The organism is Bacillus sp. B15-48, from assembly GCF_016879755.1.
Classification (GTDB): Bacteria; Bacillota; Bacilli; order Bacillales; family Cytobacillaceae; genus Mesobacillus_B.
Genome location: NZ_WOFU01000001.1, coordinates 535,608 through 559,484, shown reverse-complemented (window position 1 = coordinate 559,484; position 23,877 = coordinate 535,608). Strand labels below are relative to the sequence as shown.

Annotated in this window: 23 protein-coding genes; 14 read left to right on the top strand and 9 right to left on the bottom strand. The window is 38.8% G+C overall.

What is annotated here, in order from left to right; genetic code table 11:
- Window positions 1-127 precede the first annotated feature (127 nt).
- From GNT69_RS02595 to GNT69_RS02585, 3 genes are all read left to right on the top strand, one after another.
- The gene (locus tag GNT69_RS02595; protein ID WP_203553380.1) at window positions 128-877 is read left to right on the top strand and encodes an SDR family NAD(P)-dependent oxidoreductase; all 750 of its coding nucleotides are present in this window, start codon (window positions 128-130) and stop codon (window positions 875-877) included.
- Between the two features lie 125 nt (window positions 878-1,002).
- Entirely contained in the window at window positions 1,003-1,464 is a 462-nt protein-coding gene (locus GNT69_RS02590; RefSeq protein ID WP_203553379.1) for a hypothetical protein, read from the top strand.
- 464 nt (window positions 1,465-1,928) lie between these two features.
- Window positions 1,929-2,348: a thioesterase family protein gene (locus GNT69_RS02585; RefSeq protein ID WP_203553941.1), complete on the top strand. Its 420-nt coding sequence runs from the start codon at window positions 1,929-1,931 to the stop codon at window positions 2,346-2,348.
- A gap of 195 nt (window positions 2,349-2,543) precedes the next feature.
- On the opposite strand, the gene GNT69_RS02580 is transcribed toward GNT69_RS02585, so the two are convergent.
- The 4 genes from GNT69_RS02580 to GNT69_RS02565 form a co-directional block, all read right to left on the bottom strand.
- Complete coding sequence (locus GNT69_RS02580) at window positions 2,544-3,017, bottom strand: GNAT family N-acetyltransferase (RefSeq protein WP_203553378.1); 474 nt, start codon at window positions 3,015-3,017, stop codon at window positions 2,544-2,546.
- A 254-nt stretch (window positions 3,018-3,271) separates the two neighbouring features.
- Window positions 3,272-3,691, bottom strand: a complete 420-nt coding sequence (locus tag GNT69_RS02575) for a hypothetical protein (protein WP_203553377.1) — start codon at window positions 3,689-3,691, stop codon at window positions 3,272-3,274.
- A 141-nt stretch (window positions 3,692-3,832) separates the two neighbouring features.
- Entirely contained in the window at window positions 3,833-4,000 is a 168-nt protein-coding gene (locus GNT69_RS02570) for a hypothetical protein (RefSeq protein ID WP_203553376.1), read from the bottom strand.
- 256 nt (window positions 4,001-4,256) lie between these two features.
- Window positions 4,257-4,958 (bottom strand): hypothetical protein, encoded by a 702-nt coding sequence (locus tag GNT69_RS02565; RefSeq protein WP_203553375.1) that lies wholly within the window; start codon window positions 4,956-4,958, stop codon window positions 4,257-4,259.
- 906 nt (window positions 4,959-5,864) lie between these two features.
- On the opposite strand from GNT69_RS02565, the gene GNT69_RS02560 reads away from it, so the two are divergent.
- The 3 genes from GNT69_RS02560 (at window position 5,865) to GNT69_RS02550 (ending at window position 8,251) form a co-directional block, all read left to right on the top strand.
- Window positions 5,865-6,932, top strand: a complete 1,068-nt coding sequence (locus GNT69_RS02560; RefSeq protein ID WP_203553374.1) for an LLM class flavin-dependent oxidoreductase — start codon at window positions 5,865-5,867, stop codon at window positions 6,930-6,932.
- 78 nt (window positions 6,933-7,010) lie between these two features.
- Entirely contained in the window at window positions 7,011-7,289 is a 279-nt protein-coding gene (locus tag GNT69_RS02555; RefSeq protein ID WP_203553373.1) for a hypothetical protein, read from the top strand.
- 200 nt (window positions 7,290-7,489) lie between these two features.
- The gene (locus GNT69_RS02550) at window positions 7,490-8,251 is read left to right on the top strand and encodes an IclR family transcriptional regulator (RefSeq protein WP_203553372.1); all 762 of its coding nucleotides are present in this window, start codon (window positions 7,490-7,492) and stop codon (window positions 8,249-8,251) included.
- 881 nt (window positions 8,252-9,132) lie between these two features.
- Here GNT69_RS02550 and sdhB read toward each other — a convergent pair.
- The 5 genes from sdhB to GNT69_RS02525 all read right to left on the bottom strand — a co-directional run bounded on the left by sdhB (window position 9,133) and on the right by GNT69_RS02525 (window position 15,173).
- Entirely contained in the window at window positions 9,133-9,885 is a 753-nt protein-coding gene (gene sdhB, locus GNT69_RS02545; protein WP_203553371.1) for a succinate dehydrogenase iron-sulfur subunit, read from the bottom strand.
- Between the two features lie 2 nt (window positions 9,886-9,887).
- Window positions 9,888-11,651, bottom strand: coding sequence for a succinate dehydrogenase flavoprotein subunit (gene sdhA, locus GNT69_RS02540; protein ID WP_203553370.1), 1,764 nt, complete (start codon window positions 11,649-11,651; stop codon window positions 9,888-9,890).
- A gap of 34 nt (window positions 11,652-11,685) precedes the next feature.
- Complete coding sequence (locus GNT69_RS02535; RefSeq protein WP_275411155.1) at window positions 11,686-12,300, bottom strand: succinate dehydrogenase cytochrome b558 subunit; 615 nt, start codon at window positions 12,298-12,300, stop codon at window positions 11,686-11,688.
- Window positions 12,301-12,316: 16 nt separating this feature from the next.
- Entirely contained in the window at window positions 12,317-13,783 is a 1,467-nt protein-coding gene (gene aspA / locus GNT69_RS02530) for an aspartate ammonia-lyase (RefSeq protein ID WP_203553369.1), read from the bottom strand.
- 76 nt (window positions 13,784-13,859) lie between these two features.
- Entirely contained in the window at window positions 13,860-15,173 is a 1,314-nt protein-coding gene (locus GNT69_RS02525) for an anaerobic C4-dicarboxylate transporter family protein (protein WP_203553368.1), read from the bottom strand.
- Between the two features lie 225 nt (window positions 15,174-15,398).
- Between GNT69_RS02525 and GNT69_RS02520 the strand changes: the two genes are divergently transcribed.
- The 8 genes from GNT69_RS02520 (at window position 15,399) to GNT69_RS02485 (ending at window position 23,868) form a co-directional block, all read left to right on the top strand.
- Window positions 15,399-16,664 carry a sensor histidine kinase gene (locus tag GNT69_RS02520; protein WP_203553367.1) on the top strand — a complete coding sequence of 422 codons (1,266 nt, stop codon included), beginning with the start codon at window positions 15,399-15,401 and terminating at the stop codon, window positions 16,662-16,664.
- A gap of 5 nt (window positions 16,665-16,669) precedes the next feature.
- Window positions 16,670-17,590, top strand: a complete 921-nt coding sequence (locus GNT69_RS02515; protein WP_203553366.1) for a response regulator — start codon at window positions 16,670-16,672, stop codon at window positions 17,588-17,590.
- Between the two features lie 425 nt (window positions 17,591-18,015).
- Entirely contained in the window at window positions 18,016-18,606 is a 591-nt protein-coding gene (locus GNT69_RS02510; protein ID WP_203553365.1) for a glycerol-3-phosphate responsive antiterminator, read from the top strand.
- A 248-nt stretch (window positions 18,607-18,854) separates the two neighbouring features.
- A complete protein-coding gene (locus GNT69_RS02505) occupies window positions 18,855-20,150 on the top strand; it encodes an ABC transporter substrate-binding protein (protein ID WP_203553364.1) in 1,296 nt (431 codons plus the stop codon).
- 54 nt (window positions 20,151-20,204) lie between these two features.
- Window positions 20,205-21,119, top strand: coding sequence for a carbohydrate ABC transporter permease (locus GNT69_RS02500; RefSeq protein WP_203553363.1), 915 nt, complete (start codon window positions 20,205-20,207; stop codon window positions 21,117-21,119).
- A complete protein-coding gene (locus GNT69_RS02495) occupies window positions 21,109-21,933 on the top strand; it encodes a carbohydrate ABC transporter permease (RefSeq protein ID WP_203553362.1) in 825 nt (274 codons plus the stop codon). Before GNT69_RS02500 ends, GNT69_RS02495 begins: the two co-directional genes overlap by 11 nt.
- A 13-nt stretch (window positions 21,934-21,946) precedes the next feature.
- Window positions 21,947-23,071: an ABC transporter ATP-binding protein gene (locus tag GNT69_RS02490; RefSeq protein ID WP_203553361.1), complete on the top strand. Its 1,125-nt coding sequence runs from the start codon at window positions 21,947-21,949 to the stop codon at window positions 23,069-23,071.
- Window positions 23,071-23,868, top strand: a complete 798-nt coding sequence (locus GNT69_RS02485; RefSeq protein ID WP_203553360.1) for a sugar phosphate isomerase/epimerase family protein — start codon at window positions 23,071-23,073, stop codon at window positions 23,866-23,868. The genes GNT69_RS02490 and GNT69_RS02485 overlap by 1 nt, the downstream gene beginning before the upstream one ends.
- The last annotated feature ends 9 nt before the right edge of the window (window positions 23,869-23,877 follow it).

The window sequence follows — 23,877 nt, the reverse complement described above, 5'->3', positions numbered from 1 at the left end:
GGAAAGTTAGGAAAATAGGATTCAGTGGTTTACAAGGCCTATTAGACAGTCGCTTATTTAGTTCTAGATGTGTTAAAATGAATTCATTCCTAACATTCAAAATTTTTAAAAAGAGAGGAAGGTTTTAATGGGGCGTTTAAATGGGAAAGTTGCAATTATTACAGGAGCTGCAATGGGACAAGGGGAAGCAGAAGCAGAGCTGTTCGCAAAGGAAGGAGCAAAAGTAGTCACTACCGATATTGAAGTAACGGAATTAGAAAAAGTAGTCCAAAGGATTATTGATAATGGTGGCGATGCGATTGCTCTCCAGCATGATGTAAGTAATGAAGAGAATTGGAAACAAGTGATAGCAGCTGCTATTGATAAATATGGGAAAATTGACATTCTAGTAAATAATGCTGGAATCGTTGCCTTTGAAAAAGTTGCCGATGTGAAATTTGAGGATTTCAATCGAATCATGAGTATTAATGCAGCTGGAACATACCTCGGAATGAAACATGTCATACCAGAAATGAAAAAAAACGGTGGCGGATCCATCGTCAATATTTCCTCGATTGCTGCATATGTAGCAACCGGTGGAGCCGCGTATGCTGGTTCAAAAGGAGCCGTACTCTCGATGACAAAAAATACAGCGTTGGAATATGCCAAATATAAAATTCGAGTGAATTCCGTTCACCCGGGAACGATTATCACTCGAATGGTAGACGCTGCATTTCAAGATGAAGAATATAAGAAAAAAATACTAGAAGGAACACCACTGCCATATTTAGGAGAGCCAATCGATGTAGCCTATGGTGCCCTCTATTTAGCCTCTGATGAGTCACGATTTATAACGGGAAGTGAACTAATTATCGATGGCGGGAAGCTTGCACAGTAATCTTGAGTCAGTCCCTCATTCGGCTAAAATGCGAAAAGATTAAAACTAAAATAGTACAAAATATTTTTTAAATAATAATTTGGTTTTTGAAGAGGATAAGAAGAGAGAAAACAGGAGGGATCGAAATGTTGGCTTTTCTTCGCATAGGAATGATTTTAATCTCATGGGGAACTGTATTTTTTCTCCCTAAAAAGATGTTTTTTAAATTTCTACCTGTTTCACTTTTTTCATCGATCATTATTTTAACAGAATACTTAGTAGGTGCTCCTCGAAATTGGTGGGCAGCAAAGGGCGGGATGAAAACGATAGCCAATAATGGATTGATGTTTACTTTTGGGCCTTATTTCATAGGGAATATTTGGATATTTAGTTTAACCTACAGAAAATTTTGGTTATATACTCTTCTAAATATAATGATGGATTACATACTTGCTTATCCACTAAACGCATTTTTTGAAAAGATAAATCTTTATAAATTAAAGAAATTGAGACCAATTCACCTTTTTTTACTGTCATTAGGATATTCATTTGTGAATTATGGATTCCAATTATTTGTAGATAAAAACCAACCCGTGCCCCCGAAATAATGCTAGTTAGCGGCGTCGAGCTCACTCTTTCTTTAAAAGGGGATGGGCTTTTGTTGATTGGCCATTCATTTTCAAAGTGTGAAGGAAGGAGATTGCTCGAGGAGAAAAACCGCGCTATCATTAACAACTATATGATTAAGTTTTAAAATAAATGCTCAGTTATTATTCATTGTTGATTTTCGTGTAGGTATAAGCGGAGAATTTCCCTCTAATGGATATAGGGGAAGCTTAAGAAGCCGATATAAGCGGAGAATTTCCGCTTAACTGCTCTAAATAAGCCAAAATCCAAAGATTTGGATCATATAGACGGAAAAACTCCCCTTATTTTTAAGGAAATATCGGTATTTCCCAGTTTAGACGGAATTTATCCGTTTATTTTTAAACATAGTAAAATCAACATTCAGTTATAATAAAGCCAAAATAAAAAGACGACCTGTTTAGTTGTTGAGGAGAGTGGAATCATGATTCAAGAATACCGTTTTAAAGTAAAGTGGGGCGATACAGATGCCGCGGGGATTGTTTTTTATCCGAATTTTTATAAATGGATGGATGAAGCATGCCATGAGTTTTTTCGTGCAATTGGCTTCCCGACCCCGGTTTTATATTCAGAGCATCAAGTTTCGATTCCGTTACTTGAGGCGAATTGCAAATTTAAAAGTCCGCTAGTTTTTGACGATCAGGTGACCGTCGTCAGTTCGGTTGCTGAAATGCATCAAAAAGTATTCAAATTAAGTCATCAGTTTTTAAAAAATGATCAACTCATAGCAGAAGGCTATGAAGTACGCGCGTGGGTATCATCTAAAGAAAAACCGAAGGCTCAGCCAATTCCTGACGAGATACGCGAAAAGATGCTATCTGTAAATAAAAAGGTAACAAATGATTGATGAGGGATTGACTGCTCTCGATGCCCTTTTCAGACTATTTGTTTTCGATCCCACTTGCATTGCAACGTTTGAGAAGGTACATATTTTTAAAAATAAAAAAACTCCTATGGTAGTAGATGTTGACCTTGTTTTGTTCCGTAAGCAAACAAGGCTACTACAAAGGAGTTTTACTATTTAGTAAAAGTAGGTCGTGAGTTACAGGGCTTTTAAATACCATGCATTCATCGTAGAATGCTCAGAACCTGGTAGTGGTTCATCTAAAAGGGTGAATCCAAACTTTTCGTATAAGATACAAGCCGTTTTCAATTCATGCATCGTTTCCAAGTAACACTTTGCATAATGTTTTGAGGCAAATGACAAAGCTGTTTCCATTAATTTCTTGCCAAGTCCTAAACCTTGTGCTTTTTCAGTTAAGTAGAGCTTCTGTAATTCACAAACTTTCTCCTGTTCGTTAAATGGTGCAATCCCAATGCCGCCAACCACTTCTCCATCTATTTCTACTACCCAATAGTTCGCAGCTTTTAAGTTTGAATAATAGCTGTGAAGATCGTTAAGTTGAGGGTCAAAATAAGCTGTCCCAGGAATCGCTAATCCATGTGTTTTAAGAGAATCCTGGATGATTTCTTTTACTTTTTGATTGTCTTCTTTTTGGATTTTTCGAATGATCATCTTAAATCTCCTCGTATAGGGTCAGAATTGTCTCGAAACTTTGGGTTTGTCTTTTATTTATTATTGGCTATATTGAGCAAACATTACTCTATCCGTTTTACTAATCAATTGTAAAACAAGTTCAACAAATGCGTCTACTGCTGGGGATAACCATTTTCTTTGTTGCTGATCTATTCATCAGTAACTATTTTTCTATAAAAGAACAGCCACTTCCTTTATGGAGGTGGCTGTTTACTCGTCACTGGCCGCTAAGCTCATGATTTTTTAAAGAGATTTGAGAATGCATTTCCCTTTTGGTCTTTTAAGTCTTTAATTTCCTTTTTTAATCCTGAAAGGTCATTTGAAATCGCCTCTAGTCGATGAGATAAAGAAGATAATTCCGCAATTTCCTGTTTTATTTCTGCAAGCTCATTCGAGATATTCTCCAGTTGTTGAACTAAAGAAGTATGCTCTGTTTTTTCAGCAGCTTTTGTTTCAGGAGATGTTGCTTTTTGCCTAAGTTTGCTATATTCCGTAACGGAATTCATCAATGTTTCGTTTTTTAAAAGGTTGGAAGTCAACTGCATGATTGAATTCAAGTCAAGCGAGTTTTCACTTTTTATTAAACTACTGGTCAAATTCTTAACTTCATCCGTTTCAATATTCCCCGTTTGCTGTTCGTTCTTATCATTCATAATTTAACCACCTTTTTAATATAAAAAATATCCATATAACATATGTCGCTTTCATAAAAGTGTGTGTGAATATCTTATCTTTGTGGAAAAAAAGGAGATTATTTTACGGGAAAATAATCTCCTAGAGGTTTAAATAAACTCTTATGGGCAATCAGCTGTAGCAACTGCATCTCTCGCCGCTCTAATTGGTGCTGGATCGAAGCCGAATAGACCGGCAACAAGGATCGCAAGCGTTAGCAAAAGGAATATAAGAAGCCTCCCTAGTTCACATAAAAGCGTTTCAAGAAGGCCATCAGTCGAAAGAACCATTCATCTTCCCCCTTTCAAAAATTATTTTGTGAAGGGGCCCCATCCACATTTACATTCTATGAAAATAAAGTGGACAAGTATAAACTACTATCATCAAAAATTAAAAAAGGGCTGTTCCATTTATGAAACGGGGAACAGGTTTCTGCTTGTTAGCTATAGGTAGAAATGCATTTTTGCACAAATAGGCTGATTATATTATAGGAAACATTATCTTGCCATTTTTCTATGCGGAGTGACCAAGCTGAAGTATAATAATTTACTCAATAATCCACTGGATAGGGGAAGCATCTATGTATTTGGTTGACTCCATCGTTGATAAATCCATAATATACGTGTTGCCGACAGAGTTTTTTAAAAGGCCTTCGACTAGAGTTCCGAACGGTGTTAAATGCTCCATCGAATGATATATAAGGTATTTTCCATCTGGTGAAAAACCGATAGGGCCATATCCAGTAAATTTTTCAGCATAAATTCCATAGAATTTTTTAATCACTTTTTCATTTCCATTTTCTTTTAGATAAAGGGAACCTTGCTTTGAAGATACGGTGCGATTATTGAATTGAGTTTGTATATAGTTGGTGTTTATTTCCACTGCATCTTCCTCAAGCAAAACCGGTTTGTCTTCGCCTTCTTTTAAGGAAAACGAACTCCACGAACCATTTTCCATCGCAATAAAATAATAGGTTTGATTGGTTTTATCGTAATAAAAATCGATAATATTATCATTATAATCCCCGTGGTGTGTTTTTCCTTTCCCTTTGTGGCTATAAATGAATGTTTTATTTTCTAGTGTGGCATCTGATTTAAATAAAGTAAGTACCCCATCAACTCTTTCAGTATAATAAATCGTTCCTTCTAAATCTGATAATAGCTTAGAGTTAGTATTGCTACTAAAATAGGGGAAAATATTTAAGGATATGATAAAAATGAAAACTCCAACAATCAATTTCTTTTTCATGGATTCCACCTCTTTTCCTAAAATTTTACTATAAATGTTTGGCAGTAATCGAGTAAAAACGTGGATTGTCCAAAAACGGGCTAATGAGATTATAAGGCTGTTATATGGCTAGTACTGGAATTAACCGAGAATATGAGTTTGTTATATTGCTAGTACTCGGATTTACCGTGATTATGAGCTGTTTTATTACTAGTACTTGGATTAAACCGATTTTTAGCCGTTTTTTATTGCTAGTACAGGGATTATATCGGCCTCCTGCCCCCATTTTATTACTAGTACTCGGAATAACCCCTCATTTTCCTGCGTTTTATTACGAGTACTAGCAATATATCAACGAAATTTGGTGTTTTTAATACGAGTACTTGGAATAAAAAACGCGTTACCAGCATTATCGCTCAAAAAAAACCTGTGGATCTGCTCAGTTAAAAGTTTGCCGATAGACATTAATGACCTTTTTTGGAAAGAACATACAAACGAGTTGTGACTTTACCTAGTACTTGGATTAAAAACCTGGATTGGCCATAAATTGGCTGGGGTTTATTGCTAGTACTTATGGAGTGTTCTTAAACGGGCTGATTTTTATTAATATTCCAGCCTGAGTGGACGTTCATCCCCGTTTTTCCATGGCTGGTTATTCACCGGTGCTCATAATTGTATTCACTTTTAAAATTATAGTGCCAATAATTCACAATAAGTGAACTGTTTTTTCACAGTGTATATATATTAAATAAAAAACAGCTTCTTGTAAACTTAATATTTAGAAAATTACTAATTAGTTATTTTTTATAAAAAATTTTACTTTTTATACTTTACAAATATTCTAACTATTTGGTAAGGTATGTATAACGAAACGTGAATGAGATTCACCAATCGTAAACAATTAAAAATATTAACGGGGTGACAAGGATGAAAATCGGTTATTTTACACTTACAGACAATCCAATTGAGTATGGGGATACGCGAAAAGATCCGAATCAGATGGTTAAAGATTTAGCAGAACAATGTATTTATGCAGAGGACTTAGGTTTTAACTCAGTTTGGGTCCCTGAACATCATTTTAGTGCACTAGGAGTACTACCTTCTCCTTCGATTCTATTAACTTATGTAGCATCAAAAACGAAGAAAATTAAACTAGCTCCAGCAACTGTATTGCTCCCAGCAAGTCATCCAATCAAAATTGCTGAAGAATACGCTTTGCTTGATTTGCTAAGCGATGGTCGTGCGATTTTCTCTGCAGGACGTGGTTATGACAAGCGTGAATATGATGTATTTGGAGTCGACTTTAACAAGAGCCGTGAAATTTTCTTTGAGGGCTTAGATATCATTCAGAAAGCATGGAAACAAGGTACGTTATCACATGAAGGAGAAATCTACTCATTCCCAGAAATTCAATTAACGCCAATGCCGGTTCAAGAACATTTGCCAATTTATGTAGCCGCTTTCAGCCGTCCTTCAATTGAAAAAGCTGCTCAAATGGGTGAAAACGTTATTTTTGCACCATTCGCTGCAAACATGGTTTTCGGCACGATGGAAAATGCCATTAACACGTTCAATGATGTGTCTGCACAACATGGGTTTACAGGGAAAAAAGCAAGCTGCTCGTACTTCATTAATGTAACTGAGTCAGCAGAAGAAACGGAAAAAACGAAACAAAGAATGTTAAAGTACTTTACTGGTCTCGTTCCAGCATTTCCTGAAGATCCAGCAAAAGCGCCACCAAATATTCGTTATTTTGCTGAAATCGTTGAGAACCTTAAGTCCATGACGACGAGTCACTTAAGTGATAAGAGCATTATCGTTGGCGATGCTGAGTACGTAACTCAGAAATTAAAAGAAATTGAAAAGACTGGTTTAGATGAAGTCATTTTATACTTTGATTTCGGTGGTCTTTCCCATCTTGAAACAATGAAAGCGATGGAACGCTTCTCGAAGCATGTAATGCCACATTTCAATCAAGAAGAGGCTTTAGTTTAGTAATCTATTTCTTATGAAGAGCGCAATGTTTGCGTTCTTCATACCTTTTTATTTTTGGAAAAGAAAGAAGGAGAAAACATGCAAAAGCAAGCTACTAAGGTAAAGGCTACGGTCCATAGTCCAGACCTTCAATTTATCCGTTACTGTGAAGAGGAATACGGGATTAATCGAGGGATCTATAACACAATTGATCATTGGTTTTTTAACAATGGCATTCAAAATATTTTAAAGAGAAGAAAAGTAATCATCGATTTTCTCCAAAATTCACTGGAACCGAGCCGGCAAAACCGGAAAGTTAAATTCGGACATGGTGGCTTGTCAGACTCACTATCTGATTTTTGGGGGATGAATAGTTGAGTCAGTTTCAACTCCATTCGCTTATTGATTTTGAGAAAAGCGATTAATGTCCTCCACGTATTACCACCTTTCTTTTTTCCCCTTTCGTTTCTACCCACAAATAATTAAAATAAAGATAAGTGGGAAGGGCGAGCACTCTTCGATGATAACGATTAACTACTCCCTATTTACATAATTGGGTAAGACAAAGGAGATATAGAATGACTGGAGAAGAAACAAAAAGCCAAGGGATCCAATCAATTGAGGTAGGAATTGACATTCTTAAAAAAATTGCCGAAGCTGGAAAACCGGTAACGATTACGGAAATAGCTGTTATTTGTGAAACTTCAAAAAGCAAACTTCATCGTTATTTAACAAGCTTTGTACGAACAGGAATATTAGAAAAAACTCAAGATGGGAAATATATTTTAGGAACTGAATTAGTTTTATTAGGCTTTAAAGCATCACAAAAACTAAACATCATCGATATTTCTTCTCCTCACCTATTAGACTTAAAAGATATTTTAAATGAAACGGTTGCCCTTGCAATCTGGGGACAAGAAGGGCCATTTTTTGTGAGTTGGGAAGAAGCAAATGGTCCCGTGAATATCGGAATTAAAGTCGGATCTCAAGTGAGTGTAACGCAAAGTGCAGCCGGACTAATCTTTGCTGCTTTTTTACCAGAACATGTCACCGCCCGAAAAATTGATGAGGAATTAACAGCAGACATGGCTGAATTGGACGATTTCAAGGAACAAGTCAATTTTGTCCAACAAAACAACTATTCCTTCGTTAAAGGGTCGACAATACCGGGAATTTCAGCCATCGCTGCGCCAATATTTGAGCGAACATCGAATTTAGTCGCTGTCCTAACCGTTGTTGGGCTTGAACATTCGTTAGACACGTCGATAAATTCTGTTGCCGTCCTCCAATTAAAAGAAAAAGCAAACTTGATATCGCGACTTTTAGGTTGGGATCAATAAAAATAGCTTCCGTCCAGTGGCGGAAGCTATTTTTCGGTGAATAGGTGTTTGCCTTTTTTTTACTAATGGAAAAGCAGGTCGAATGCCTGTAAAATCAAGCCAGTTTTAATCAAAAGATTGATTAAAGAGGGGAAAGGGTGCTTGTGATATTGCTAGTACTAAGATAAAAATCAAACTTTTGAAAGATAATGCTGGTAATCGGCTTTTTATTCCGAGTAGTAGGAATATATACTCGTAAAAATGCGTTTAAATCGAGTTGAAACACCTGTTTAATCCAAGTACTAGGATTATTTTTGGTTAAATTACTTAATTTATCACGAGTACTAGCATTATATTATGTATTTAATACGAGTACTTGGATTAAAATTCTGCGAAAAATTCACTTAATCCAAGTACTCGTAATAAAACGGCATGTAAAACGCACTTAATCCAAGTACTCGTAATAAAAATCAGCAAGGTTTAACGTGCTTAATGGAGGTACTTGAAAAAAACAAGGATATGTCATGTATGGAATCGGCTTACTCGCAAAAACAGAGCCAACAAAAGCGTTAAGAATCTTAAAGAAAAACCTCAAGCTACTTGTTTTTGATTCGGAAGTTTAGTAGATGATTAAGGAGTGGAGAGTAGGTTTTTTTAAAAAGTAGAAAAATCAACAATAGAAAAAAGAAGGAACGCGACCAAAGAATGGAGGGTAGTTCCTTCTTTTTTGTGAATACGAAAGTATAAATCCTCTAATTTATCCCACTCTTAACGGGCAGTAAGACCCCCCTCAAGATTCTAAGTATACAAAAGGAATCAACTGCCCGTAAAGGTCCGATAAGTTCAACTACCATCAGTGGGGGATGAAGAAAATCCCCACTGATGGAGTTTCACTTTATAATCTACCCAAAGAATCTCCTAAATGAATACGCTGTTACTTGCCGGTTTAATTGTGCGATCGAGGTCGTGAGCGGGATGCCTTTCGGGCAAACTTCAACACAGTTTTGTGAGTTCCCACAAGTTGTAATTCCACCTTCTCCCATGATCGCAGCAAGACGCTCTTCTTTATGCATCTCTCCTGTTGGGTGAGTATTAAATAAGCGAACTTGAGACAACGGTGCCGGTCCCATAAACGGAGAGCGATCGTTTACATTTGGACATGCCTCTAAACAACAACCGCACGTCATGCATTTTGACAATTCATACGCCCATTGTCTTGTCTTCTCTGGAAGCCTTGGACCTGAACCTAAATCATATGTACCATCAATCGGTACCCAGGCCTTTACTCTTTTCAATGCATCAAACATCCGCTGTCGATCGACAACTAAATCCCGAAGAACAGGGAACGTACTTAGCGGTGCAATCCGAATTGGTTGTTCGAGCATATCAATCAGGGAGGAACAAGCTTGCTGCGGTTTCCCGTTAATCATCATCGAACAAGCGCCACAAACTTCCTCTAGACAAACCGATTCCCAGTTAACAGGGGTAGTCTGTTCTCCCTTCGCATTTATGGGTTTTTTTTGAATTTCCATAAGCGCTGAGATGATGTTCATATTCTGGCGGTACGGGATGGTAAATTCCTCATTATACGGCTGAGAATTGGCATCCGTTTGACGTGTGATGATTAAATGAATGCTCTTGTTGTCTCCGGCCATGATTATTTATCTCCCTTCGCGTTTTTTGTATAATCCCGTTTCCGCGGTTTAATAAGGCTTACATCCACTTCCTCATAAGACAACTCTGGCAGAGCCGTCTTCGCATCATATATTGCAATCGTTGTTTTTAACCAGTCTTCATCATTACGGTTTGGAAACTCTGGCTTATAGTGAGCGCCACGGCTTTCATTGCGGTGATATGCTCCTAAAGTAATAACATGAGCCAAATGAATCATTCCCTCTAACTGGCGCACAAAGGAGAGGCTGGAGTTGCTCCATTTAGAAGTATCTTCAATATTAATCCGATTGTATCTTTCCTTGATTTCATGAAGTTTCTCATAAGTAGCTTTCAACTTGTCATTTTCACGCACAACCGTTACATTAGCCGTCATCAAATCGCCCATCTCTTTATGAAGCAGATACGCATTTTCATTACCGCTCATAGAGCGAATCTTCTCTTGATTCAGACCATCTTCTTTTAACTGACTTTCAAAAATCGAAGATGGCATCGAATCTGCCGAACGTTCTAAGCCATTAATATACTTAAGTGCTGCTGGACCTGCAGCCATCCCACCATATACAGCAGAAAGCAAAGAGTTCGCACCTAGGCGGTTTGCACCATGTTGAGAATAATCACATTCTCCTGCCGCAAACAAACCTGGGATATTGGTACTTTGCTCATAATCAACCCATAGTCCACCCATTGAATAATGAACACCAGGAAAAATTTTCATTGGTAGTTTCCGCGGATCTTCGCCAACAAATTTTTCGTAAATTTCCATTATCCCTCCAAGCTTAATGTCTAACTGTTTGGCATCGATGTGAGAAAGATCTAAGTAAACTTTGTTTTCACCATTGATTCCGAGTTTTTGGTTTACACAAACATCAAAAATTTCCCGAGTCGCGATATCACGCGGGACAAGGTTTCCATAAGCTGGATATTTTTCTTCAAGGAAATACCACGGTTTTCCATCTTTATATGTCCAAACTCGTCCACCTTCACCACGTGCTGATTCACTCATTAAACGGTTTTTATCATCGCCTGGAATAGCTGTTGGATGAATTTGGATAAACTCTCCATTCGCGTATTTAGCGCCTTGTTGATATACCCGCGCTGCTGCATAACCAGTATTGATTGTTGAGTTCGTTGACTTCCCAAAAATGACCCCAAGTCCACCGGTCGCTAAAATAACAGCGTCAGCAGGAAAGACTTGCATTTTCATGGTCCGCAAGTTTTGTGCCGTCATCCCACGACAAACCCCGGCATCATCTAGGACGGCTGAGACAAATTCCCAACTTTCATATTTCGTTACAAGCCCGTCAACTTCATACTTTCTAACCTGCTCATCCAACGCATATAAAAGTTGCTGTCCAGTCGTGGCACCTGCAAACGCTGTCCGATGGTAAAGGGTTCCTCCAAAACGTCGAAAATCAAGCAAACCTTCAGGAGTACGACTAAACATAACGCCCATTCGGTCAAACATATGTATAATTTTTGGAGCTGCCTCACACATCGCCTTAACTAATGGCTGATTGGCAAGGAAGTCTCCTCCATAAACAGTATCATCGAAATGCTGCCACGGAGAGTCGTTCTCTCCTTTTGTATTAACCGCTCCATTGATCCCACCTTGAGCACAAACGGAATGCGATCGCTTAACTGGGACAACCGAGAATAGATCTACTTTTGTTCCTGCTTCTGCAATTTTAATTGTGGCTATCAGTCCGGCTAATCCGCCACCGACTATTGCTATATTGCCTTTCGTCATTGATTACGTCCTCCTATCTGATCCTAGATCCTATTTATACAAATGCAAGGATTGCTCGTACGCCAATGATAGATAGTACGACAAAAAGTCCTAGTGTAATATATGAAAATATTTTTTGAGATTTTGGTGTAGTGGTAATTCCCCAAGTGATTAAAAATGTCCAAATTCCATTTGCAAAATGGTAAATAGCTGAGATAATTCCTACTAAATAGAATGCTAATGAAAGTGGATTTGCAACGATATTTGCCATTAACTCAAAACTCATCTCAGCACCAAAGAAATCTACTTGAATTTTTGTTTCCCAAACATGCCATGTAACAAAAATTAACGTAATAATTCCTGTTATTCTTTGCAAATAAAATCTCCAGTTTCTGGCATGCTTATAGCGACCGATATTGTTTTTCGCTTGAAAGGCAATATAAATGCCGTATATCGCATGAAAATAAAGTGGGATGAAAATGATGAATGCTTCTAAAAAGAATTTAAATGGCAAATTCACCATCACTCCCGATGCAAGATTATAAGCTTCTTCGCCCCATGTTGCCGTGTAGTTTAAGAATAAATGGAATGTCAGGAACATCCCTACTGGAATGATTCCTGAGAGAGAATGAAGCTTGCGAAAAAAGTGTGCATTCATAAGTCGTTCCATTTCTCTGTAGCCTCCTTTAGTGTCCTCTTACTGTAAAACAGGCCCCTTTTCTTGTTTTTTTTCCCTCTAGTAAATCTTTTCCTGAAATACCAGGGTGTGTCATTTCAAATGGACTTAGAATGGTGTCTAATTCTTCATAAGTCAAAATGCCTCGCTCTAAAACTATTTCTCTTACAGGTCGTTTCATTTCAATTGCTTCTTTCGCAATCGAAGCAGCTGTTTCATAACCAATATGAGGGTTAATCGCCGTGATCACCCCAACACTATTAATCACGTAATCCTCCATTCTTTCTTTGTTTGCGGTAATTCCCTGCAAGCAATACTTACGGAACACATTAAATACATTTGTCATAATTCGAATCGACTGTAAAAGATTAAAAACAATGACAGGTTCCATTACGTTTAATTCAAATTGTCCTGCTTCGGTAGCCATGCTAATTGTTTGATCGTTTCCAACCACTTGGAAAGCACTTTGGTTCATTACTTCTGCCATAACTGGATTCACTTTTCCAGGCATGATTGAAGAGCCCGGCTGACGTGCTGGTAAATTAATTTCCCCAAATCCACAACGAGGACCAGAAGCCATCAATCTCAAGTCATTTGCAATCTTTGACATATTTAACATGCAAATCTTCAATGCTGAAGATACTTCAATATAGCAATCTGTATTTTGCGTGCCATCAACAAGGTTTTCAGCACTTTTTAACGGGAAACCACTGTAATCTCGCAAATAAGCGACGACTTTTTTAATATATTCAGGATCTGCATTTAAGCCTGTTCCTACTGCTGTCGCTCCCATATTCACTTCATAGAGATGCTCGCGAGTAGCGGAGATTCGTTCAATATCTCTTCTTAATACTCTTGCATAGGCTTCGAATTCCTGACCTAAGCGGATTGGAACAGCATCCTGCAAATGAGTTCTTCCCATTTTAATCATGCCATCAAACTCTTGTGCTTTCGCTTTAAACTCATCATAAAGATCTTCCATTGTCTCGAGCAATGTTGTTAATGCATCCAGCGTTGATAAATGAATTCCCGTTGGAAAAGCATCATTTGTTGACTGAGCCATATTCACATGGCTATTTGGACTGATCGATTGATAATCACCTTTAGGCTTATCAAGAAGCTCTAACGCTCTATTTGCAAGGACTTCATTCGTATTCATATTAATTGAAGTTCCAGCTCCACCTTGAATTGGATCAACAATGAATTCATCATGTAATTTTCCTTCAATGACTTCATCAGCTGCATCGGCAATGGCTGTAGCCACTAAGCGATCGAGTTGACCGATATCAGCATTTGCTAGTGCAGCTGCTTTTTTAACAATCGCCATCGCTCTAATCAACGCTTCATCCAAACGGTAGCCAGTGATTGGAAAGTTCTCAACCGCTCTCATCGTCTGAACTCCATAGTAAGCATCTCTTGGAATCTCCTTTTCACCCAATAAGTCTTTTTCGATGCGGAATTGTTGCTCAGTCATCATAGTCATCTCCTATTTCTAGTAATATTAAAAACAGCCGCCGCGTATGGACGGCTGTTTACTAACAAGTCAAGGTACTCTAGAAAACAAACATACTAATTAACATACCAATTCCCACAGCACCAATTGTTGCAATTAAACCCGGAAGCATAAAGCTATGATTCAATAAATATTTCCCAACTCCAGTTGTTCCAGTGGTATCAAAGTTAATGGCTGCTACAACAGTTGGATAGTTCGGGATAAAGAAGTATCCGTTTACTGCCGGGAACATGGCAATCAATAGTGCTGGATTAATTCCCAACGCAATTCCAAGTGGCATCAGTGTACGAACGGTTGCCGCTTGGCTATACAATAAGATTGAAAGCGCAAATAATGCGACTGCAAACAACCATGGAGCTGCTGTTACTAAATCAGTTATTGAACCCGTAACGAACTCAATATTTCCTTGGAAGAATGTATCTCCCATCCAAGCAATACCGAAAATTGCAACTACAGCTGTTGCTCCTGCTTTAAAAACACTTCCGTTAACAACATCCTCAGCTTTTGTTTTAGTAATAATAAGAATCAACGCAGCGACAATTAACATAACGATTTCAATTGCAGCTGGCATCCCCATGCGAACTAATTCACCATCGATTTCCCACGCAGGGCGAAGGGTCTCAACCGAACCGAGAACAACAATAGAAATAGCAGCAAATAAGAAGAGAACAACAGATACTTTCGACCCTATCGTTGCAACATATTCTTTTTTGTCCGCTCGAATCGGAGCAAGACCTTTTTCTAAACGTTCTAAGTACGCTTCATCCATATGAAGCTCTTTTCCTTTCTTACTAACAAAGAATGCAGCAATCATACAAGCAATGAACGTGGACGGAATACTAACAGCCATAATCTGCAATAACGTAATATCAAATCCGGCTAATAAAGCTAGCAAAGCGACTGTTGCTGCAGAAATCGGACTCGCTGTGATTGCTTGTTGTGAAGCAATGACAGCAATTGACATTGGGCGCTCTGGACGGACTCCTGACTCCCGCGAAACCTCAGCAATGACCGGTAGGACTGAATAAGCTACATGGCCCGTTCCAGCAAAGAAGGTAAAAATATAAGTGACCATTGGTGCAATAAAGGTGATTTTCTTCGGATTCTTTCTAAGCGCCTTTTCTGCAAGGTATACAAGAAAATCCATACCTCCTGCGGCTTGTAAACAACCTGCGGCTGTGATAACAGCGAGAATCATCAACATAACATCTATCGGAGCTGATGTTGGTTGAAGACCAAAGACAAAGACGAGAATTCCGAGTCCCACACCACCCATTAATCCAAGGGCAATACCGCCAAGGCGGGCACCGATGAAAATACAGGCGAGGACAATGAGAAATTGAATCCAAAACATTTCGTCTACCTCCAGACGTATAAAAGATTTAATAAGCACAAGTAAAGATTATCAGCCCACCTACAGGAACCTACAAGAACCGACAAAAAAGAAATGAACTTGCTAAAGTTGTCATATTTCACCGATTTAGAGATTACAAAATAATGTAAAATAAAGTCGTCAGGGGGATGCCCATTTAAACATTGACCTAGTTATTAGCTGACAACCCCTCAGGAAGTGAACCTATTGTACAAACGTATTTTTAGCTATTTAATTATCATGATTGCTGTTTCCATCGCTGGGGAAATGAAGTTCTATCCGTTTGAAAGCGGTCTTCGGGTGAGTCTTGGGACTCCAGTATTTTTCTTTATTCTGTTATGGGCTAGAAACATTCAACCGATCCTTGCTGGGGTACTGGTTGGTTTTTTTGTGGTTATGTTTCGAACTCTGCTCGCAACGTACAGTGGAAACATTGCTGTTGATGAAATAATCACCCGGATTTGTCCAGTTTTCTTCTATTATTTAATGTTTGCAGTTTTCTTTCAGGTTTTTAAAGTCAACAAACTAAATACTAGACCTCTTTATATAGGTCTTTTCGGAATTATTATTGAAATTATCGCTAGCTTAACAGAGATTTTTGTTCGTTCTTTTTTTATCGATTTGCCTTTCACAAAAGAAAATTTATTAACCATTGCAGGAATCGCTGTTATTCGAAGTTTTTTAGTTCTTGGATTTTATAATATCTTAGTTGTTCGTGATATGAGACAAGCTGAAGAAGCTCAACGAAAACGAAACGAAGAAATGCTCATGCATATCTCGAATATTCACATAGAATCGATTCAACTAAAGAAAACAATGAAAAATGCTGAGCAGCTAACAAGTGATTGTTATGTCTTGTATCGACGTTTAAAAGAGAGTGGAAACGATGAATGTGCAAGAATGGCTCTTCGCATTGTAGGAGAAGTGCATGAAACAAAAAAAGATAACCAGCGAATTTATGCTGGGCTATCTAAACTGATGCATAAGGAATATTTAAGTGATTATTTATCGATACATGAGATTATTGAACTGATTGCCACAGCAAACACAAACTACGCGAAGTTAATTAATAAACAGATTAAAATTAAAGCCAAAATCAGCGGAAGCCACCCTCCCTATCATACGTTTATTCTTCTATCGATCATCAATAATCTTGTTGCCAATGCAATTGAAGCTATTGATCATCGCGGGGAGATTCTTCTAACCGCTACTTTAAAGGAGGGAATGGTAAACATTTATGTGAAAGATAACGGTCCTGGTATAACCTCTCGGAATCGACAATTAATATTCAACCCTGGATTTACAACAAAATTCGATCAAAACGGAATGGCCTCAAACGGCATTGGACTTACATATGTCAAAGACATGATTGCTAATCTCAATGGTGAAATTGGACTAGAAAATCATGATACTAGATACACAACAGTCTTTAGACTGAATCTTCCTATAGACGGTTTGACAGAGAAAGGATGAGTTCATTGAACTATTTTATCGTTGACGACTCTGATTCAATTCGAGCAATGCTAACAAACATTATTGAAGAGGAAGAGCTTGGGACGATTGTAGGAGAGGCGACAGATGGTTCAGAAGTTTATGTAGATGAATTAGAGGAGAAAAAAGTCGATATTCTGCTTATTGATTTATTAATGCCGAACCGAGATGGAATCGAAACCATACATGAAATTGCCCCATCCTTCAAAGGAAAAATCATTATGATTTCTCATGTTGAAACAAAAGAAATGATCGGCGATGCTTATTCGCTAGGAATAGAATACTATATTACAAAACCAATTAATCGACTTGAAATTGCCAACGTCTTAAGGAAAGTAACGGAGTATTTGTTACTTGAAAAGTCGATTCAAGATATCCATAAATCCCTACGTTCCCTAGAAAATCATGAAACCAATAAACAGACAAAAGGTAGCTCTCTTCACCATTCTCCTTCAATTGTATCAGCTGGTAAAAACGTTTTACTGGATTTGGGAATTATTTCTGTAAGTGGCAATAAGGATTTACTTGATATTTTAAGTATTATGTACCAATTAGAAAAAGAAGGAGTACGGAAATTCCCTTGTTTAAAAGAATTGTATACAAAGAGCATTGAAAAAAGATTTGGACACTCGCTCCCTCCTAACGAACTCACAAAAGAAGTAAAGGCGGCTGAACAACGAATCAGAAGAGCGATTCACCAGGCTTTAGAACATACATCCTCACTCGGTTTAACCGATTTTGCAAACTCCAAGTTTGAAAACTGTTCTTCAAAATTTTTTGACTACTCACAGGTGCGTTTAAAAATGATTGAACTTGAGGGGAAAATATGCCAGGTTAAAGGTCATCGAGTTAATATAAAAAAATTCATCCACGCTCTTTATTATGAAGCAAAACAATATATGCAGTAATATCTTAGTATTCATACAATCATGTAATGACAAAACCATGACAAGTAGAAGTTCCTCCCATTAGCAGATCAACGAACGTAAAAATACCTATATAACGAAAGTAAGGTTAATTTTAAAATAATAGAATCGAAATAGGTTTCATCTGCTACATCGTGCCAAAAGGGGTACGGTCTAAAAAGCATGAGCTGACAAGCTAAAGCAATGTTAATGGTACTATGAAAAGGCGTTTATCCTGCGTATCTTTCAAGAAGTTCATAGAATAATAGTAATATAAAGCGGTTATTTTACATGTTTTACCGGAAATTAATGGATTATTAGCAATATAAAATATTTATAATGCAGGTTTTCCTGAAAATTGATAGATTTTACGTAGAATGAATCAAAGAAAATGTGTTAGTGGAAATGAATAAAGGAGGAATTTGTGAATGAATCGTGATGTACTGCTGAAGCGGTTAGAGAAGTATAAAATGGTGGCGGCTGTAAAGGAGCCGAAGTTTTTGGAAAAGGCGATAAAGAATAAGGATCATCTAAGTGCGGTGTTATTGATGACGGGGTCGATTTTAACCGTGAAGCGGTATGTCGATTATTTTCAAGATCATGGTTTGCCGGTGATTTTGCATGTTGAGCGGGTTGGCGGTCTTGAAATGGATGAAGATGGAATCAATTTTATTAAGAGGCATGTTAAGCCTGCGGCGATCGTCACGACGAAGAATCGCGTAATAAAAAAAGCAAAATCCCATGGCCTGTTTGTCGTTCAGCGTGTGTTTTTAATTGATACGGATGTGTTTATGCATTTGCAGAAAGAGATCGAGCATATTCAAGCAGATATGATTGAAGTGATGCCAAGTAGAGCTCCAGACTTTATTCGAAAATTATCGGAGATTTCTCCTGTTCCGGTAATTACCGGCGGGTTGTTGTCGTTGCCTGAGCATGCGAAAACCGCCCTGGACAGTGGCGCGCTTGCTGTAACAACCTCCAATCCGGACATGTGGAAACTCGACTTAACAAACTATTAACAAACATTTACACCTTGTTTAAACTAGATTAATATCCACTCCCTATAATAAAAAATGAAAAGTGAATAGAAAAAATGGTGCGATTAGAGAGACCTCAAATAAAACTTGTATATACCCCTGTACAGTTTATATTTGAGCTCTCTTTTTTTGGAGGTGTTTGGAAAACAAAGCTTTCCTAATTTAAAGTCAAATCGTTTTAACAACTAGATTTGTAGAGTCTTTCACTAATCGATAAAGGAGAAGAGAATATGAAATCAATTTTAAAACTCATTTGCTTTATGGCCATCTGTCTTGTCATGGCTGCCTGTAATAATAAAGGAGAAACAGCTGGAACAACAACAGAAGATGGGAAAACGGTCATTGAGTATTGGCATGTGAATGCAGAAACACAGGGTGGACAAACGGTGAAGAAACTTGTGGACGATTTTAACGCCCAAAGTGATACCGTGGAAGTTGTCGCCAAGTATAACCCGGATATGTATAAAGGATTAATGCAGAACCTTCAAGCGGAAGCAGCTGCAGGGAAAGCTCCGGCAGTGATCCAAGTTGGCTGGTCATTCTTGAATTATTTTGCAGATAACTTCCAGTATATCGAGCCGCAGGCAGTGATTGATCAGCATTTTCCTGAAGATACCACGTTTTTACAAGACAATTTCCTGTCGAACGTTTTGGATTTAGCAAAAAATGAAGCGGGGCAGCAAGTCGGCATTCCTTATTCGCTAAGTTCACCGGTGCTCTACATCAACCGCGATCTATTACGTGAATCAGGCTTAGATGAAAACGGTCCGAAAACATGGGAAGAGTTGAAAGAATTTGCAAAAGTAATTAAAGAACAAACGGGAAAATACGGGTTTTACATGCAAGAGCCAGCTGATAACTGGGCGACTCAAGCCTTGTTAGAAAGCAATGGCGCCAAGTTTATTACGGATGGAAAAGCAACATTTGCTTCACAAGAAGGAATACAAGCATATCAACTTTTAGCGGACATGGTCTTAGAAGATCAAACCTCCTTACATATTGGGTGGGACCAAGGCATTCAAAGTTTTATTGATGGAAATGTTGCGATGGCTTATACAACGATCGCTCAGCGTGCCAACATTCAAAACAATGCTCGATTTGATGTGGCTGCGGTAAAATCACCAGCTTGGGAAGGGAAGCAAGTGAAGCTTCCAGCAGGTGGAGCAATGCTTGCGATTACCGCGTTAACGGAAGAAGAACAAAAGGCAGCTTGGGAATTTTTGAAATACCTTTATAGTGTCGAGTCGATCGCCGAGTGGACAAAAGGAACTGGCTATGTACCGCCACGCGAAGGCGTTGCTGAAGCTGAAAATGGCCTAAAGTCCTATTTAGCTGAAAATGAAATGATGAATGCAGCGATTGAACAAATGGGTGGCGTCGTTCCATGGGCTTCTTTCCCAGGGGATGCAGGGTTGCAAGCTGAGCAACTTCTTCTTGATGTACGCGACCAAATTCTTGGTGGCAGCGTCACTGTCGAAGACGGGCTTCCTGCGACTGAAGATAAAATCAATGAATTATTGAAGTAAAAGCGAAATTGGGAGGTCCCGCCTCCCAATTTTAAAACAAGTGGAGGAACAAACATGAGTGCAATCACAGCTGCAATGAAACAAATCAGTGTCAGTCGAAAAAATTGGATCCCCTATCTTCTGCTGATTCCGACGATCATCATTTTTGCGGTTTTCACGTTTTGGCCGCTACTTTACACCATCTACTTAAGCTTTTTTGATTGGAACATGATCAGTCCAACGAAAGAATTCGTCGGCTTTCAAAATTACCTCAATATATTGGCTGACCCGAAGTCGTATAAAATTTTCGGAAATACGTTCTTTTATATTGTGCTTTTGCTCGTGATCAATTGCGCGATTCCGTACGTTTTTGCGTTTGTGATTGATCTGATTTTAACAAAATGGAATGGCTTTTATAAAGGAGCCTTGTTTTTACCAGCGTTCATTTCCTTAGTTGTCGGTTCGATTTTATTTACATGGATTTTAAATCCAATCTCAGGGCCGCTGGCAATTATTTTTGGCTGGTTCGGTCTTGAGATGCCGATTTGGAGCAAATCGCAAGGCTGGGTCATTTTTGTCTTAAGCTTGATTACCTCATGGAAGGTGTTTGGCTACAATTTTATCGTTTTATATGCGTCAATTAACGGAATTTCACGAGAGTTAATTGAGTCAGCACGCTTGGACAATGTACCGTTATGGCGAATATTTTTCCAGATCATTTTGCCGATGAGTAGTGCGACGGGAATCTATGTGTTTATCATAACGATTGTTCAAGGCTTGCAATTTGTGTTTACGCCAATCAAGGTCGTGACACAAGGGGGACCGGACTATGCAAGTTCAAATCTCATCTATCATGCCTATCATGAAGCGTTTGTTCTTTACCGGACAGGTCACTCGGCGGCGCTGTCGATTTTAACGATGGTCATTTTCCTGATTCTATTAATTCTTGAATTTAAGTTTGTCGAGCGAGGAATCTATTATGAAAATTAGTCGGCCGTTGGCGTTCAGTTGGCATGTCATCTTAATGATTACGGTTTTCATTCTTGTCTTCCCGGTGATTTTTGCTGTCGGCATGTCGTTTAAGCCGTTGGAAGATGCGTATAACAATGTACTAAACATCATTCCGATAGCCCCGACACTAGAAAACTATGTCATGTTCTTTGAAACTTTGCCAGTGTTTCAGATTACGTTCAACACATTTATTATCGCGTCCGTCGTAACGATTTTTAAACTTGTTACCTCGTTTCTAGCGGCATATGCGTTTGTCTATTTCCAATTTAAAGGGAAAGAATTGGTCTACTTTATCTTGATAGCCACCATTTTTATCCCATTTACCGTGACCATGATTCCGAACTACTTAATTGTTTCGGATTTAGGCTTAGTCGACAGTGTTTGGGGTGTGATTTTGCCGCAGCTTGCGGATGCGGTGGGGATTTTCCTAATTCGTCAATCGATGCGCAGTATTCCAGTTTCCTTAATTGAAGTTGCTCGACTCGATGATATGGGACATGGGCGGATTATGAAGGATATTGTGCTTCCATTGGTGCGGCCCGCGGTTACCTCGGTTGGGATTTGGTTTTTTATCAGTTCATGGAACGAATATGTGTGGCCGGTGTTGATTTTAAAAACAACCGACAATTACACATTACCGCTCGCGTTGCAAATGTATATTAGCTCCGAAGGCGGAACGAATTTTACCGTTGCAATGGCGGTGTCGGTCGTGACGATGATTATTCCACTGCTACTGTACTTAATGTTCCAAAAGTATATTATCGGTACCTTTACCTCATCAGGAATCAAATAATGGAGGGATGAAGATGAAGGAAATTATTTTCAACCATGTAGGCAAATCGTACGGAAAAACAGAAGTAGTGAAAGATTTGCATTTTAAAATTAATGAAGGCGAGCGCTTAATTTTGCTTGGGCCTTCTGGATGCGGGAAATCAACGACATTGCGGATGATTGCCGGTCTTGAGGATATCTCTGCAGGAAGCCTGTATATGAATGGCAAAAAAGTGAATGATGTCCCGAGCGGAAAACGAAATGTTGCAATGGTGTTTCAAAATTATGCGTTATATCCGCATATGACGGTGAAGGAAAACATCATTTATGGCTTAAAAGTACAAAAAGTCGCGAAAGCAGAAATCCAAAATCGCTTGAATGCAGCTTTAGAGATGCTCCAGTTAAATGGCTATGAAGACCGCCTGCCAAAGGATTTGTCTGGTGGGCAACGTCAGCGGGTGGCGTTGGCGCGAGCGGTTGTGAAGCGGAGCGATTATTTCTTGCTTGATGAGCCATTGTCCAACTTAGATGCACAGTTACGTGTTTCGGCGCGCAAAGAACTCGTGAACATTCATGAAATGTATAAGCAAACGATCGTCTATGTCACTCATGACCAAATTGAAGCGATGACGTTTGCCGATCGGATTGCGTTGATGAATCGCGGCACACTGCAAATGCTTGATACTCCGGCGAATGTGTATCATCGTCCAGCCAATGTGTTTACCGCGAAATTTATTGGCTCACCACCGACCAATGTTTTGGAGATGAAATACGACCAAGGTCAGATTTACATCGGTCGCCAATCCTACAGGTTAAACGAGATGTGGATCCGTCAAATCCAACGGAGCGGGACAGGGGAATGGCTATTTGGCATCCGCCCGGAGCATCTCGATATCGCTGCGGTACCGCTAGAAAATGGACTCAAAGGTCGCGTGAAATATATTGAGAACCATGGAAATAGCTACTGTGTTTATGTAGAGCTTGAAGGACAGGAAATTGTTGCGATGAGCGAAGCGAAGCATTGGTATCCAGGAGATGTAATTTTCGTGCGCCCGCAACTCGAGCGAATTCATGTTTTTAATAAAAATACAACCAATTCAATTGGATACCCTGAAGAGTTAACTGAAACAAATGTAAAAAAAGAAAGGATGTTAGTCTAATGAAGGAAATCATATATTCTGATTTGCCGCTGTTAAATCAAGATCTTTTTGAAAATATTCACCAGTTGATCGCGTACGGTGCCGATAAAATTGAGCTGATGATGGATGGAGATAAATGGGGTAAAATGGAAGAGTTATTTGCTGGATTGGCACCGCGTTTACGGGAAATTCCTGTTGAGTTTACAATTCATCCACCTGCATGGGATATCAACTTAACGAGTGAAAATAAGGCGATTCGCGAAGCTTCTTTTCATGAGTATAAAAAAGCGATTGAATTTGCCGGGATGATCGGTGCGAGTCATGTGGTGATTCATCCGGGGTTTTGCTTTTCGCCTGTTTTTGATAAAAAGCTTGCGCAAAAACGTGCGCTTGAGGGAATCCACCGGTTATGCGAGGTGGCGAAGCCTTTAAATGTTCGGCTCGCGATTGAAAATGTCGGATACAATGGCAGCGGACTATATACGGCGGAGGAATATGCTCAGCTTCTTGACGGGGTTGACGAAACAGCTGGCTATTTGATCGATATTGGTCATGCGCAGTTGGATGGTTGGGATGTCCCAAAGGTGATTGAGTCTGTAAAGGAGCGGCTCATCGCTTTGCATCTTCATGATAATATGGGCGAAAGTGATGATCATTTGCCAATTGGCGAAGGAATCATGGATTTTAAAAAAGTGTTAGCTGTCGTAAATCAGCACAAAATTGATTGCGAACTTATTTTAGAATATGCTCCGGGAACGCCGCTAGATAAATTACAGGTGGGGAAAGAGCTGATAAAAAGAGAAGTGCTGGTGTACTAATGGAGAGGG